Annotated in this window: 13 protein-coding genes; 11 read left to right on the plus strand and 2 right to left on the minus strand. The window is 42.1% G+C overall.

Features of this window, described 5'->3' with window-relative positions; genetic code table 11:
• The first annotated feature begins 74 nt into the window (after positions 1 to 74).
• The 11 genes from DN752_RS21895 (at position 75) to DN752_RS21945 (ending at position 11,287) form a co-directional block, all read left to right on the plus strand.
• Positions 75 to 1,055 (plus strand): nitroreductase family protein, encoded by a 981-nt coding sequence (locus DN752_RS21895; RefSeq protein WP_112785959.1) that lies wholly within the window; start codon positions 75 to 77, stop codon positions 1,053 to 1,055.
• Positions 1,056 to 2,219: a polysaccharide pyruvyl transferase family protein gene (locus DN752_RS21900; RefSeq protein WP_112785960.1), complete on the plus strand. Its 1,164-nt coding sequence runs from the start codon at positions 1,056 to 1,058 to the stop codon at positions 2,217 to 2,219.
• Entirely contained in the window at positions 2,191 to 2,763 is a 573-nt protein-coding gene (locus DN752_RS21905) for an LbetaH domain-containing protein (RefSeq protein ID WP_112785961.1), read from the plus strand. The genes DN752_RS21900 and DN752_RS21905 overlap by 29 nt, the downstream gene beginning before the upstream one ends.
• Complete coding sequence (locus tag DN752_RS21910; protein WP_112785962.1) at positions 2,760 to 3,686, plus strand: glycosyltransferase family 2 protein; 927 nt, start codon at positions 2,760 to 2,762, stop codon at positions 3,684 to 3,686. Before DN752_RS21905 ends, DN752_RS21910 begins: the two co-directional genes overlap by 4 nt.
• Before the next feature lie 136 nt (positions 3,687 to 3,822).
• Entirely contained in the window at positions 3,823 to 4,470 is a 648-nt protein-coding gene (locus DN752_RS21915; RefSeq protein WP_112785963.1) for a YdcF family protein, read from the plus strand.
• A gap of 283 nt (positions 4,471 to 4,753) precedes the next feature.
• Positions 4,754 to 5,509 (plus strand): glycosyltransferase family 2 protein, encoded by a 756-nt coding sequence (locus tag DN752_RS21920; protein WP_112785964.1) that lies wholly within the window; start codon positions 4,754 to 4,756, stop codon positions 5,507 to 5,509.
• Positions 5,510 to 5,972: 463 nt separating this feature from the next.
• Positions 5,973 to 7,055 carry a hypothetical protein gene (locus DN752_RS21925; RefSeq protein ID WP_112785965.1) on the plus strand — a complete coding sequence of 361 codons (1,083 nt, stop codon included), beginning with the start codon at positions 5,973 to 5,975 and terminating at the stop codon, positions 7,053 to 7,055.
• Positions 7,056 to 7,395: 340 nt separating this feature from the next.
• On the plus strand, positions 7,396 to 8,076 hold the full coding sequence (locus DN752_RS21930; protein ID WP_112785966.1) for an outer membrane beta-barrel protein: 681 nt from the start codon (positions 7,396 to 7,398) through the stop codon (positions 8,074 to 8,076).
• 18 nt (positions 8,077 to 8,094) lie between these two features.
• The gene (locus tag DN752_RS25215) at positions 8,095 to 8,910 is read left to right on the plus strand and encodes a YjbH domain-containing protein (protein ID WP_262511686.1); all 816 of its coding nucleotides are present in this window, start codon (positions 8,095 to 8,097) and stop codon (positions 8,908 to 8,910) included.
• Positions 8,894 to 10,042, plus strand: a complete 1,149-nt coding sequence (locus tag DN752_RS25220; protein ID WP_112785967.1) for a YjbH domain-containing protein — start codon at positions 8,894 to 8,896, stop codon at positions 10,040 to 10,042. Before DN752_RS25215 ends, DN752_RS25220 begins: the two co-directional genes overlap by 17 nt.
• Positions 10,043 to 10,135: 93 nt before the next feature.
• On the plus strand, positions 10,136 to 11,287 hold the full coding sequence (locus DN752_RS21945) for a glycosyltransferase family 4 protein (protein ID WP_112785968.1): 1,152 nt from the start codon (positions 10,136 to 10,138) through the stop codon (positions 11,285 to 11,287).
• A gap of 37 nt (positions 11,288 to 11,324) precedes the next feature.
• Here DN752_RS21945 and map read toward each other — a convergent pair whose 3' ends face one another.
• Together map and DN752_RS21955 are read right to left on the minus strand one after the other, a co-directional pair.
• On the minus strand, positions 11,325 to 12,089 hold the full coding sequence (gene map, locus DN752_RS21950; protein ID WP_112786659.1) for a type I methionyl aminopeptidase: 765 nt from the start codon (positions 12,087 to 12,089) through the stop codon (positions 11,325 to 11,327).
• Positions 12,090 to 12,361: 272 nt separating this feature from the next.
• Complete coding sequence (locus DN752_RS21955; protein WP_112785969.1) at positions 12,362 to 13,900, minus strand: SulP family inorganic anion transporter; 1,539 nt, start codon at positions 13,898 to 13,900, stop codon at positions 12,362 to 12,364.
• Positions 13,901 to 14,048: the final 148 nt, after the last annotated feature.

The raw sequence follows: 14,048 nt of genomic DNA on the forward strand, positions 1-14,048 counted from the left end.
CCAGCGAAGTAGAAGAGAAATCTAATATATGGGCTTTGTAAGTAATCATTTACTGAATTTTTAATATATAAAACATGTATGCCGTAATCAAAAAACACTTTCCTTCACTCTTGAATTTGGGGGTTTTGTGGGTTTATGCCTTGGATTTTTATAAGTACACCAAACATTCTTCAGTGGCCAGGGAAGATACCTCAGTCAAGCTCGTAAGTAGAATAATTGCAGATTACCACGTGATAGAAAAGGGACTGACGATGCCCAGTGTCAGGCTAGGGTTTGGCGTGGCCAGAATGCATGCACTATTGGAAAGTATAAATGCTTATGTGGAACAATATGGTGCTACCAACGAACAGGTTTGCTGCGCCATTGGAGTAGTGAAGGAGTATAAGGATTTTCATACCCGCAATGACTACCAGATAGATGAGAATATCAGCAAGCAAATAACATCGCTTGAACAAAGGTTTCCTGCTATTGCCAATACCGTGCAGAAGAGATTTTCAGAAGGTAATTATTATGCTCAATCCAAGGCTTCATTTGATGACTTTTCCAGGTCACGCTTAAGTGTTAGAAACTACGATCCTGAAAAAGAAGTGCCTGTTGATAAGATAGAGAAGGCGGTAAATTTAGCGACCAATGCTCCTTCATCCTGTAACAGGCAGACTGTTAGGGTTCATGTTTATAAAGATCGTGATTTGGTGCGTGAGATACTGGCCATACAAGGGGGCAACAGAGGGTTTGGTGATCGTGCCAATAAATTGATCATTGTCACATCAGATTTGCAGTGCTGGCATGGTGTGAGTGAAAATAAAGCTCCTTATGTCGACGGAGGCGTATTTACAATGAACCTCTTATATGCCCTGCATTTTTATAAAATCGCATCTTGTCCCTTGAATTGTAATTTGTCTCCGGAAAAGGAGAAAAGCTTGCGTAAAATCTGCGGTATCCCCAAATCAGAAGTTTTTGTCGTGATGGTAAGTTGTGGATTGGTTCCTGAAGAGTTTGAGGTGCCAGCTTCCAGAAGATATACTACCCCTAATATATTAACCATTCATAATTAAATGAAAGTAGGAATAATCACCATTTTGAACGTCAATAACTATGGGGCAGAACTCCAGGCGTATGCTTTATTGGCGAAGATCAGATCATGGGGGCATGATGTCGAAATCATCAATTATCTTTTCTACAAACATCCCCGCCATAAGAGGACTTCTAAGTCCCGGCCGTTTGTCCAATTAAGCTTCCAACAAAAGCTAAAGGAAAGGCTGTATCCGATAGTTGCCGATATCAAAGCCATTCCCTACTGGAAGGCCAAAGTGGCTCGGGACCAAAAATTCTCCCGATTCCATGACAGGCACAACCGCCTCTCCAGGGAATTTAGGAGTATGGATGAGCTTTATTCCTTCGAAGGCTTTGACTATGATGTGTTTGTGGTGGGCAGTGATCAGGTATGGAATCCCAATTCAGGATCTAATATAGAACCTTATTTCTTGACTTTTGCGCCCAAGGAAACCCGAAAGATCAGTTACGCTTCCAGTTTTGGAGTGGATTCAATTCCCACAGGATATCATGAGACCTACCGTCAGCTTATCGATGGATTTGATGAACTGGCCGTAAGGGAAGAAGCCGGAACACAGCTGATACGGGAAATGGCCAATAAGGAAGTGGACTGGGTACTGGATCCTACCTTTCTTCTCGATAGGACGGATTGGAGCCAAATCGCCGTCTCTCCAGAAATCGGTCGGCAGTACGTGTTGATCTATGCCCTTACGGATGCCGAGTACATCACTTCGTTGGCGTATAAAATTGCCAAGGAGCGTCAGTTGGCTATCGTACGATTATGCAAAAACGCTTCTAGGGAAGATACTGACAAATCGATTATTAACGTGATTGATGCCGGGCCGGAAGAGTTTTTGGGGCTGTTTTTGAATGCCTCATTTGTCCTTACCACTTCGTTCCACGGTGTTTGTTTTTCCTTGAATTTCAATGTCCCTTTTTATTCCGTTCTTAAAAAAGAGAAAACCAATAACAGTAGACAATTGAATCTGCTGGCATTTTTGGGACTGGAAGAGCGAGTACTGTATGTAGATGCTCCTTTTCCTGATCCAATCCGGGAAATTGATTATGTAAGCGTAAACGAGAAGCTTGAAAAGAAAATCCAAAGTTCAATTAATTATTTGAATACTGCTTTAAAAAATGAGCAATTATCAGAAGTATCAAAATAACCTGAGTTTTCGGAACAAACTGGGAAGGCTACTTTGGAGTTTTACCTGGATGTTTTTCTTCCGACCACTAAACCTGCCCGTCTTTAATGGTTTTAGGATATTTTTGTTAAGGATTTTTGGCAGTAAAATAGGTAAAGGATGTAAGGTCAATGCGACTATAAAAGTCTGGGCTCCTTGGAATTTGGAAATGGGGAACCTGGTCGCCATAGGTTTTGGTGCCATGATCTATAACCCGGGTAAGATCAGCATAGGGTCGAAGGTCACTGTTTCCCAAAGGACACACTTATGCAGCGCTACTCATGACTATACCTTGCCGAGCAATCCATTGGTGACTAAGCCGATACGAATAGAGGATAGGGCCTGGGTGGCGGCAGATGCTTTTGTAGGCCCTGGAGTAGTGGTGGGTGAAGGAGGGATCGTGGGAGCTAGGGCTGCTGTTTTTAGAGACGTGTTTCCTTGGACCATTGTGGGAGGTAATCCCGCCAAGTTTATCAAAGATAGAGTTTTAGAAGGTGAAAAAACAGTAGAGGAAATTTTGCTATGAATTCCGAAGTAAGTGTTGTTATCCTGACTTATAATGAATCCAAGCACATCAAGCGATGCCTTGAGCGGGCCTTTACGGTAGCATCCAGCGTATATGTAGTGGATAGCTTTTCGACTGACGATACGGTAGAAATTGCGAGGGCCATGGGCGGTGAGGTATATCAGCATCGCTGGCCAGGTAACCAAGCAGCCCAGTTTAACTGGGCGCTTGAGCATTTGCCGATAACGACCGAATGGATTTTGAGATTGGATGCAGATGAATACCTGACCGACGAGCTGCAAGATGAAATCAATGCCAAACTTCCACTTCAACCCGATGAAATCACGGGTGTTTCCTTCAAAAGAAGGCATATTTTTATGGACAAATGGGTCAAGAGAGGAACTTATCCTGTCACCTTATTGCGGTTGTTCAGGAGGGGAAAGGCTGTCTGCGAGCAGCGATGGATGGATGAGCATATCCATTTATTAGAAGGGAAGTCCGTGACATTTGAACACGATTTTGTGGACCATAACCTCCATAATCTAGCTTGGTGGACCACAAAACACAATGGTTATGCGACCCGAGAAGCGATTGAATTGTTGGATTTGGAATATCAATTGATAGGCCGGGAGAGAGATAATGGGGGATTGAACGAACAGGCCAGCATTAAACGAAGTAGGAAGAAGCAATACTCCAAGCAACCTTTATTTTGGCGGTCATTTGCCTATTTCCTATATCGCTATATTCTAAAAGGCGGTTTTTTAGAGGGCAAAGAAGGCTTCATGTGGCACTTTTTTCAAGGCTGGTGGTACCGGACTCTTGTAGATTCAAGGGTTTATGAGGTAAAAAAGGCCTGTGGCAATGACCCTGCCTTGATAAGGGATTATATACAACGTAATTATCAAATTGAACTGTCTCCCAAAAAGAGCCTAGTTGAAGTTTAACCAACGCATAAGTATTGCTTCTCTTGGCCTTTTGGTTTGATAAATTTATTATTGCCTTGTTAAATCCACTTTTATGGGCAATGGTGTTGTTATTGGCGGGCTTGGCCTTCCGTAACCGTCAAATAAAAAATAGATTTTGCTGGGCTGCATTGGCGGTATTGGTGTTTTTCTCGAACCCATTTATGTCCATGCATGTGGCAAAAATCTGGGAGCCGGAGCTCCGTTCAGCCAAGGATGTGAAACTGGGCCAGAGACCCGTGGTCGTACTAGGGGGATGGCAGAGTCGCTACCTGGTATGGAGAGGCCGATTTTTCATAAAGGAGGTGATCGGTTGTTCGGAGCATTGGAATTGCTACAAAAATCGAATCAAAATATGCTTTTGATCAGTGGAGGGGCTTTTTATAAGCGAGACGTGTTGGCAGAAGCGAGTTTTATTAAATCATTTTTGACGAATACAGACTTGATTCCAAACCCCATTGTGGCCGAATCAACATCAACGAATACAGCACAAAATGCCCGTTATTGCCGAGATATTTTTATTCGGCATGACTGGCCGATGGACATTGTTCTGGTGAGTTCGGCTTTTCATCTTTACCGAGCCAGAAAATGTTTTGAAAAGCAAGGTTTCCAAGTGGAAACTTTTGCTACGGATCCACTTGAAAGTAGGACTCCTAAGCCCATGATCCATGCTTTTATTCCCAGCTTTCATAGCCTACAGACTTGGGAATACTTGCTAAAAGAATGGCTTGGAACGCTGTACTATCACTTAAAAGGGGAAATATAGGCTGGGATTATTTATTGAATGACCACTAAGCCGGAATATGCATTAGATGGTTATAATGGCGATCTCCAGACATTTTCACATCCTATTTTCATCTTAACATATCAACCCAAAATGCACTAGTCTATCTATGACGACCTGAATTCCCTTCAAAATCATTCCGTAAACTGACTGGTTTTTTAGCACTTTCAGCACTCACAGCGATTCCTAAGATTTCATTCGGGTTTACATGTCATGATGTATTGAGGACTACTATTTCATCTTACAATTTTTACCACACATCACCATGAAAGTTTCTTTAATTACAGCTTGCTATAATTCTGCAGCTACCTTACAAGATACCATCGATAGTGTCTGCCGTCAGCTATACGATGATATTGAATATATTATTATTGATGGAGGCTCCACAGATGGTACCGTGGATATTATCAAAGAAAATGAAAAGTGCATCACCTATTGGATTTCTGAGCCTGATAATGGACTGTATGATGCCATGAACAAGGGGATTCGAGCTGCTACAGGTGACGTAGTCGGGATTATTAATTCGGATGATTTTTATCACCGTGATGATGCGATTTCCTTGGTGGTAGATTGTTTTGAGCGTACCGGGAAGGACTGTGTTTATGCGGATGTCCGTTTTGTTTCTCCCGAAAACTTGGAGAAAACCGTACGATATTACTCCTCAAAACGATTTCACCATAATTTATTTAAAAAGGGCCTTATGCCGGCCCATCCCACTTTCTTTACTTATAAAAAGAACTTTGAGGAGTTAGGCTACTACAGGACTGATTATAGGATAGCCGCAGATTTTGAGCTATTGCTCCGGTATTTGTACAAACATGGGTTGACCTATGCGTATATGCCTGTTGATTTGATCAAGATGCGTACGGGAGGGGTCAGTACACAGTATTTTAAAAACAACTGGACCATCAATCGGGAAAATCTCAAAGCTTGCAGAGATCATGGATTGTATACCAATTATTTTCATTTGTATTCCAGGTATTTCAATAAAGTATTTGAGTTTGTTCCCGCTATGTGGTAATTGATTTTAGTGGGTATTATATATGAAATTTTCGTGAAGTTTATGGTCTTAAGTCCGTTTGTTTTCTAAAATATACCATTCGTACTTACTATACATGTATTTGTTTAAAGTATTATATAATATTGTTTAAATACTAAAATCAGGTTGGAAATACTTAATATGAATAGTATTTTTGAGTGTATTTAAAATTTGAGTAGTTTTTTCGCAAGATTTTATAGACGGTTTGTAAATAGAGCCGTGAAGTTTAAATAATAATATTTTATCATCAAATTTTGTCTTATGAGAGTAATTGTTTTCTCGCGGAGGAATTTATAATACTAAGTTGGATAGGTGGGATAGCCTAGATAACTCCAAGTTATTGACTAGTTGGGTTGAAATTTTTCAAGAGACTGCAAGGCTCGTATAGGACGATATAATATTCTACAGTAAAAATCCTTTTTCTAACATCTAAACCATTAATACAATGAAAATGAAACAAATGCAAAGACTTGGGCTGACGGGGCTTAGCTTCCTGTTGGTTCTTATGTTCATGACCAATTGTGGAACCAAAGAGATGGAGTCCACCGACCCTTATCAGTTTCAAGAGGAGGAATTTGAGGCAGTGCCTGATATTCCTGATGTCGCAGATCCAGAGCCAGAAGTGGTAGAACCTGAGATCGGTGATGTGGTGACCTCTCCGGGTACCTCTTCAGTAATCGACGATTTGGGAAATGTCAATGGTGAAAGTGAAATTGATCCAGCCACTCAAGGTAATCTAGATGATATCGCAGCGTTTTCAAATAACTTGTCTGCTGACTTCAAAGCCAAAGCAGAAAACCTAAGTGAAGAGGACATTAACGCTATTTTTGATTCCGGAAATGAACTTTCCAGTGAATATGGCGAGCTACTTAGTGCCTTGGAAAATATTTCTCCGGGTTTGTTGAGCTTATTGCCTAAGATCAATTATTCGGATGATTATGCTGCCATGAACACTGAAATCTCCTTTCCTGAGGAAGGTCAGCTAAGGGTGACCATGCCTGATGATGCCACCTTGAGAACTGAGAATGTGTATGGACCATGTACTGAAGCTGCACTAAAAGCCTATGATAAGAAGATAGATAAGCTAAAAAAGCAACGGGACAAGGCTATAGAGAAGGCGCAGAAGAATTATGAAAGAAGATTGGACGAAGCTGAGGATAGATACGATTCCCGGTCTGACATGCTTGACGAAAAGTATGAGGAAAAACTGGCTACCGTTAAACTCACTGTGCTTGCCCTTTATGGTGTGGCCGAGCAAGTGTCCAGTTTCAATCCCGAATTAGGTGCTGTGTTAAAATACTTCACCATTATCTATGGTGTATATGCCAGACAGCAAGTGGATACTTGGTACAGCGAAGGTAAATTATTACTTAAATATAAGTTTACCGAAGAAAAACTTGCAGCACTTGAAGCTCGCGATGAATGCATCCAAGAGATTTTGGAAGAATATGACAAGTGTGTGGATAAGGCAAATGAAGTACTGAAAGATGCTTTGGCCGCTTGTCATGATCAAGGTGCAGGCAACTAATCTCGCATCCAACTAGTGGATAAGATGTTTTGATATGGATAAAACTGTATTGCCGTAGGAGATAGGCGGAGAAGGGATGCCCTTCTCCGCTCTCTTGCGGTGATTACTTCCCATGAAGATACAGTCTATGTTCATATTTAGTTATTTTTTGAAAACCAAAATGGTACACATTTTCTCCTATTTGAAGTGAGATAATGATTAAGGCAGTTGAGTATCGGCAGTACATGGCTGATTTCTTTTTAAATGATAACACAAATCTTTACCGGAAATAGCATACGTCAAGGTTAGGCGCTCTATACGAGGGGGCAAATGTCGCTTGTCGTCGAAGTTTATTTAAATAATGAGAAGAATCCTGCTTTTATTTGCCTTTATTTTAGGCATTTCAAGCCCTTCATTTGCCCAAATTGAATTTAACAATTTAGGGATAGGGGTATCATATTGGCTCAGAAGTTATAGTGGAATGGACGAGAGAGGCTTTTTGCCCGATTACCCTGGTGAAGGCGGTTTTTCTAAAGGTGCTATCATGCCAAGCATAAGTGGTGAACTGACCCTTACTGAGAAGTTTGCTCTAGACGGTAGAGTAGGGTTTTGGAGAGGCCAATTTTCTGGAGAGACGCAGTTTTCCGATGGAAGGGTGCTCAGCGGAAAGAACAGACAGACTATAGTACCAGTTTCCTTAGGGCTGATGTATGTCAAGGATGATATTGATTATGGAAATGTCCGCATTTTTGGCGGAATTGGAGCCAATCAATACTTGATTCATAATGATGTAGAGATGTTTTATGGTGGTGGGGAAGGCGCTACTTATGGGCAGCCACAGACCGCAATAAGATATGGCTATTATGCTAAATTAGGAATGGAGTATTTTCTGACCTACTATATATCAGTAGGGTTTGATTTTCGGTACAATGGGGGCAAATATTACCAGCAGGGTGTCAATACTGAAGAAGTCTATCAAGTGGATATTAAGGGGCCTGAAGCGGGTTTTTCATTGCATATTCACTTTGATGATGAATTTTAATTGTACGACCGGGCATTTTTGATAAATAGGCTTACATATCAGTTCGGTTGGCTATTGCTATTGCTATTTGGCTATCAGCAGGCGGAAGCTCAAATCAACTTTATAGGCAAGCCAGGCTACATGACCACTCCTTCAGCGATGTGGTATGAGGAGAAGCGATTAGGGTTATCCTTCGGGTATGTACCCAGAAATTATTCCAAGGATATTCACCCAGGCGCCAATACACCAGTTGATTTAAATACGTTGAATTTTTATAATGTGCGTGCGGGGATTACCCGTTTCATGGAGATCAATTTTACGGTTACCTATAGGCCTTTACTCCCTGATCAGATTGGGATTGGAGATAGGCAAGTGGACTTTAGGTTCCATCTATTGCGAGAAAAAAAATACCGTCCTTCTTTGGTTCTGGGCATTACGCCCCCTGGATCTTCAGCACCATTCATGTCACAGGATTATTTGGTAGCTACCAAAAATATAGCAGCTGGAATCTGGGACTTCCAGTTTAGTCTAGGTTATGGGTCACCTTATGTCATTAAGAAAAATACGGGAGAGGATTCTTCTCCTATCGTGATTGCTTTAAAAGAGAAATTTTATAATTCACGATATCTTGTGGGGTTTTTTGGAGGGATGGAAGTAAAACCTGTGGAGTGGGGAGGCCTCATGGTAGAGTACAATACCAGCACCATTAATGCAGGAGCATTCGTAGATGTAAAAGATTGGTTGACATTCAGTGCCTATACTTTTGAGGGAAAGTCGTGGGCGTTTAATGTGGCATTACAGTTTGGGCTGGATTTCAAACCAAAAGAGCTCAGGGCTTATGAGAAGAACCACTGATTTTTTTATAATAGTCGTTCTGTTTTTTTGTGGAGTAGGTACCCTGTATGGCCAAAGTCTCTCTGATCCAGATATACTGGAGAAGGTCTTGTATTCGCATGGCTTTGAGCAAGTACATATAAGGGAAGTGGGAGATAGCTTGGAGGTTTTTTTTGAACATCGGAATTTCCGAAACCCCAAGCAGAGCATGGAGTTTGCCACGCGGATAATAAGTGATGCAGGAGTGGATAAATCCCTCGTTTTGATCCCGTCATACCATAACCAACCTATGGTAGCCTATAACGTGGGGCAAGGAACCTTCAGGCGACTAGCCCCGGAAGAGTGGAGGTACTATAAAGCTAATAATAATAAAATGGCGGGTTACCGTTTCCATTTTAGGATCATGCCAGAGGTGGCGGCCCGTTTCGGCTATTATGAACGGCCAATCCAAGCCAAGACCAATATTATCATTGACAGCAGGATTTATCTGTTGCCGGGCTTAAGTGTACAAACTGGTATCCTTATTCCCGTCCAAAATTCCTTGGACAATCAGGATATGTTGCCAAAACTGGCTCCAAGTCAGTTGACTTTTTTTAAACATTGGGAAAATGATCACTTTATGATGGCGAATATAGGTACTTTTTTTTCCAATCGTTACGGAGCAGATTTTCAGTATAGATACGCGCCGGTGGAGAGCCGGTGGAGTGTTGGGGCGGGAGTAGCGTATACAGGATTTTATTATTTGCAGTCGAGTCAGTTTTATATGGAAAATCCCGATGACTGGATGTTGATTGCGGACGTGGAGTACCGGACGCCTATAGAAGATGTAAGCCTAAAGCTCAGCGGTGGCCAATTTTTATATAAAGACAGGGGCGCTAGGCTTGATGTGATCAAGCAATTTGGAAATGTAGATATAGGGGTTTTTGGAGCCCTTTCAAAAGCCGGAAACACCATAGGTTTTCAGTTTGCCTTTCCTTTGTACCCTGGTAAAATATTACGCGGAAAGAAACTAGAGCTAAGAACCACAGAAGAATTCAGATGGGAGTACAATTACCATAATGAGAATTCCATAGTTCAAGGTTTTAGGACAGGTATACCCAAATTGACCGATATAACAAGGCAGTACAATGGCAGGTTTATCAGAGGATATTGATAGGTTGTTTTTTTATGTCTTGTCGGTTGTGAGTAGTATGTTTTTATAATTAATAAAGAAATAGTTTAACGGTAGTTTTTAAATGCTCTTCACATGCAAGTAGTTTTGACGCTGATTTTATCTTTTACAGTTGGATTGATGGTAATCCCGATGGTTATTTTATGGATCAAGAAAAAAAATATTCTCGACTTGCCCGGTGGGCGGAAGATCCACAAGCGATCGGTTCCCTCCATGGGAGGGATAGGTATTATGGTGGCTTTCTTTGCTGGGACACTCGGGAGTCTTCCTGTCAGTGATTACTCCAATTATATTTACTTTTTTTGTGCTGTCACGATACTGGCATTCATAGGTTTTTGGGATGACAGAAAAGACATGAGGGCCGGTCATAAGTTGATCGGTCAGTTGGTGGCCTTCTTTTTGGTGATCGTGTTGGGAGATATTAGAATCGAAAGTTTTTACGGTTTTTTGGGAATCCATGAACTTCCGATTTCTATCAGTTATGCATTGTCTTTTTTTATGCTCGTAGGACTTACCAATTCCTTTAACTTAATTGATGGTTTGGATGGTCTTGCAGGAACCTTGGGCGCGCTTAGCTGTGGTTTTTTGGGGGTGTGGTTTATGTCTACTGGGTTTACTGCCGAAGGGATTATCTGTTTGGGCATGCTGGGGAGCTTGATGGCCTTTTTGATTTATAATTGGCATCCGGCCAAGGTTTTTATGGGGGACACAGGATCCCTTCCGATAGGGTGTTTCATAGCGGTTTTTATCATGCTGTTTATTCGTGAAAATGGTGAGATGCACCCTTCTGCAGTATATAAGTTCCATGCTCCGATTACCTCCGGGCTTACCTTGATGGTGATATGCAGCTACGATACATTGAGGGTCTTTTTAAGGAGGATTAGAAGAGGCAAGTCTCCATTTTCTCCTGATAAGTCGCATGTCCATCATTTCCTGATGAGAATGGGGTATGGCCATGACCAGGTGGCCATGTTTTTAGGTGCCATTAAAGTGCTTTTTCTGGGGATGGTCATTATGTGCAGTGGAATGAATGAGCACTTGATGTTCCCATCCGTAGTAGGTCTTACGATTGCATTTGGGAGCTTGATCAATGTGGTCACCCTAAGAAGGGTACGTGAAAAAGTACGAAAATCACCGCCTATTTCCCAACGTTATACCCTCAAGTCCAATGGAGCCATTAAGCCCACGAAGTCCACTTGGGAAGAAGAAGCAGTGCTGGAAAGCTAATGGCTTCCTGTTGATGTCAAAGTGAAAATATGTGTGATCACTCCCAGATTCCATTTGATCTGGTAAGGATCTCAGGAAAGCCATCTGTTATCAAAATTGTATGTTCATGCTGGGTCACGAACCCGCCTTTGTCTCCCACCAGCGTCCAGCCATCACTAAGGGTGTCGGCGTAGGTGGATTTAGTGGCAATGAAGGTTTCCACGGCCACAGTAGTATTTTTTCTAAATCGTTCCTTGTTGCTTTTTACCCTGTAGTTTAAGATGTCATCTGGTTTTTCATGAAGGCTTTTACCTACCCCATGTCCCGCAAGGTTTTTGATCACCTTATACCCTCTCTTTTTCGCTTCACTTTCTATCAAAAAGCCGATATCGGCAATTTTGACACCGCCTTTAATAGTTGAAATAGCTTTTTCTAAAATCTCTCTTGAGGCATCGACTAGGGGTTGGTGGTGGTGAATGTCTTTGCCAAGAACAAAAGACCCCCCATTATCCGACCAAAAACCGGCCAATTCGGCTGATACATCTATATTGATCAAGTCTCCTTCTTGTAGTACTTTAGTCGTAGAGGGAATCCCATGGGCAGCTTCCTTATTTACGCTTATGCAGGTGTACCCGGGGAAACCGTACGTTTCATAAGGGGCTGACTTGGCACCGAACTCCTTTAAGATAGCACCGCCATATTCGTCGAGTTCTTTTGTAGTCATACCGGGTTGGACGTATTGGCGCATTAGGTTGAGCGTTTTTCCTACGGCTTCACTGACTTGCTCCATTCCTCGTAATTCGGCTTCTTGTGTGATCGACATGATTCTTTGTTTGATGACTTGAGTAAAACAAACCAAAATTAACGAAAAACACTGCATTCCCATGATGTTTTCGCTATTGGATCTGATGTGCATGAAAAGGAAAAGGAAGTGATGCTTTAGCGTTTGAGTATTATTTGATGGATGACCCTAAATGAAAAAGAGGCTGCACCACCGATTGTGGGTGCAGCCTCTTTGGTAAGGACTGTTTGGAGAATGATGCATCCGCCGTGACTGGTCAGTCCGCAATAGATGGGCTAATGCATATTCCCAGTTTAATCCATTACGATTTTATAGCTTGGGTCATTATCGGCATAGTTGATATTGATAATTTTTTCAGCCTTTTCCAATAAGTTTTTTGAGCTGGTGCTCAGGTGGCGGATATAGACTGTTTTACCCATCTTGTCGTATCTTTCGGTCACCTTGTGCACCGCATCTATCCCTGAGTGATCCACAATCCTACTTTCTGCAAAATCAATGATGATCTCCTCGGGGTCATTGGTTGGGTCGAATTTTTCGCCAAAAGCCTGAGCAGAAGCAAAGAACAAAGGGCCATAGATTTCATAGTGCTTTACGCCGTTTTCGTCAACACGTTTTCTGGCACGGATCATTTTGGAATTTTCCCACGCAAACACCAATGCGGCGATAATCACCCCTACCAATACGGCCAAGGCCAGGTTGTGGAGGAATACGGTGATCAGTGTTACGATGACCATTAGGATGACATCAGAGGTAGGGACTTTTTTGAAGATTTTTAGGGAGGCCCATTCAAATGTACCTATGGCTACCATGAACATCAGCCCTACCAATGCAGCCATGGGGACCATTTCAATGTAGGTTGATAAGAAGAGAATAAAGGTCAACAAACCAAGTGATGCCACTATTCCAGAGATTCTGTTCCTACCTCCTGCGTTGACGTTGATTAGACTTTGTCCAAGCATGGCACATCCGCCCATGCCACCAAAGAATCCGGTTGTGGTATTTGCGATTCCCTGTGCGATGCATTCTTTGTTGCCATTTCCTCGTGTTTCGGTGATTTCATCCACCAGCGTAAGGGTCAGAAGACTTTCGATCAGTCCCACGCCCGCCATAATTGCGGAATAAGGAAGGATAACCATCAAGGTGTCCCAGTTCAAGGGAACCATTGGCAGGTGAAATTCTGGTAGCCCTCCTGAAATGGATGCCATGTCTCCGACTGTTTTGGTGTCCACATTTCCAAAAATCACGATACCGGAGATGACCAGAATCGCAGCCAAGGCAGAAGGGATCATTTTGGTGAGCTTCGGGAGAAACTTGATGATGACCATGGTCAATACCACTAAGGTCAACATGATCCAAAGGGGAGGGCCTGTAATCCACTCTTTTACCCCAGGGCTCGTTTCTATCTTAAACTGTTCAAATTGCGACGTGAAAATGATCACAGCAAGACCATTGACAAAACCGTATATCACAGGATGAGGAACTAACCTAATGAGTTTTCCAAGTTTCAAAACACCCACTAATACCTGTATTAGCCCCATTAGAACAACTGCAGCAAATAGATATTCTACACCATGGGATTGGACCAAAGCTACAATGACAACAGCAATAGCTCCGGTGGCTCCCGAAATCATGCCAGGTCGTCCTCCTAGAATGGATGTGATCAATGAAATAATGAATGCCGAATAGAGACCTATTAATGGCGATACCTGTGCTATTAGGGCAAAGGCTACTGCTTCTGGCACCAAAGCCAGGGCTACAGTGAGACCTGATAGTACTTCATCCTTTAAGGTCGATTGCTTAGGACGAAATAGGTTAAAGAACATTTGCGTCATGTCTTTTGCTATTTATAGATAGTATGAAATGTGATTGTACAAGGAAACTGGACAGCCAATTTATTCGGCTGCCATGGTATAATGGTGTCAAAAAAATCTCCTCAAGGTGGAGTAGGCGTAGACTTTATGATAATATTGTTTTTCATCA

The sequence above is a fragment of the Echinicola strongylocentroti genome (assembly GCF_003260975.1).
Taxonomy (GTDB): domain Bacteria; phylum Bacteroidota; class Bacteroidia; order Cytophagales; family Cyclobacteriaceae; genus Echinicola; species Echinicola strongylocentroti.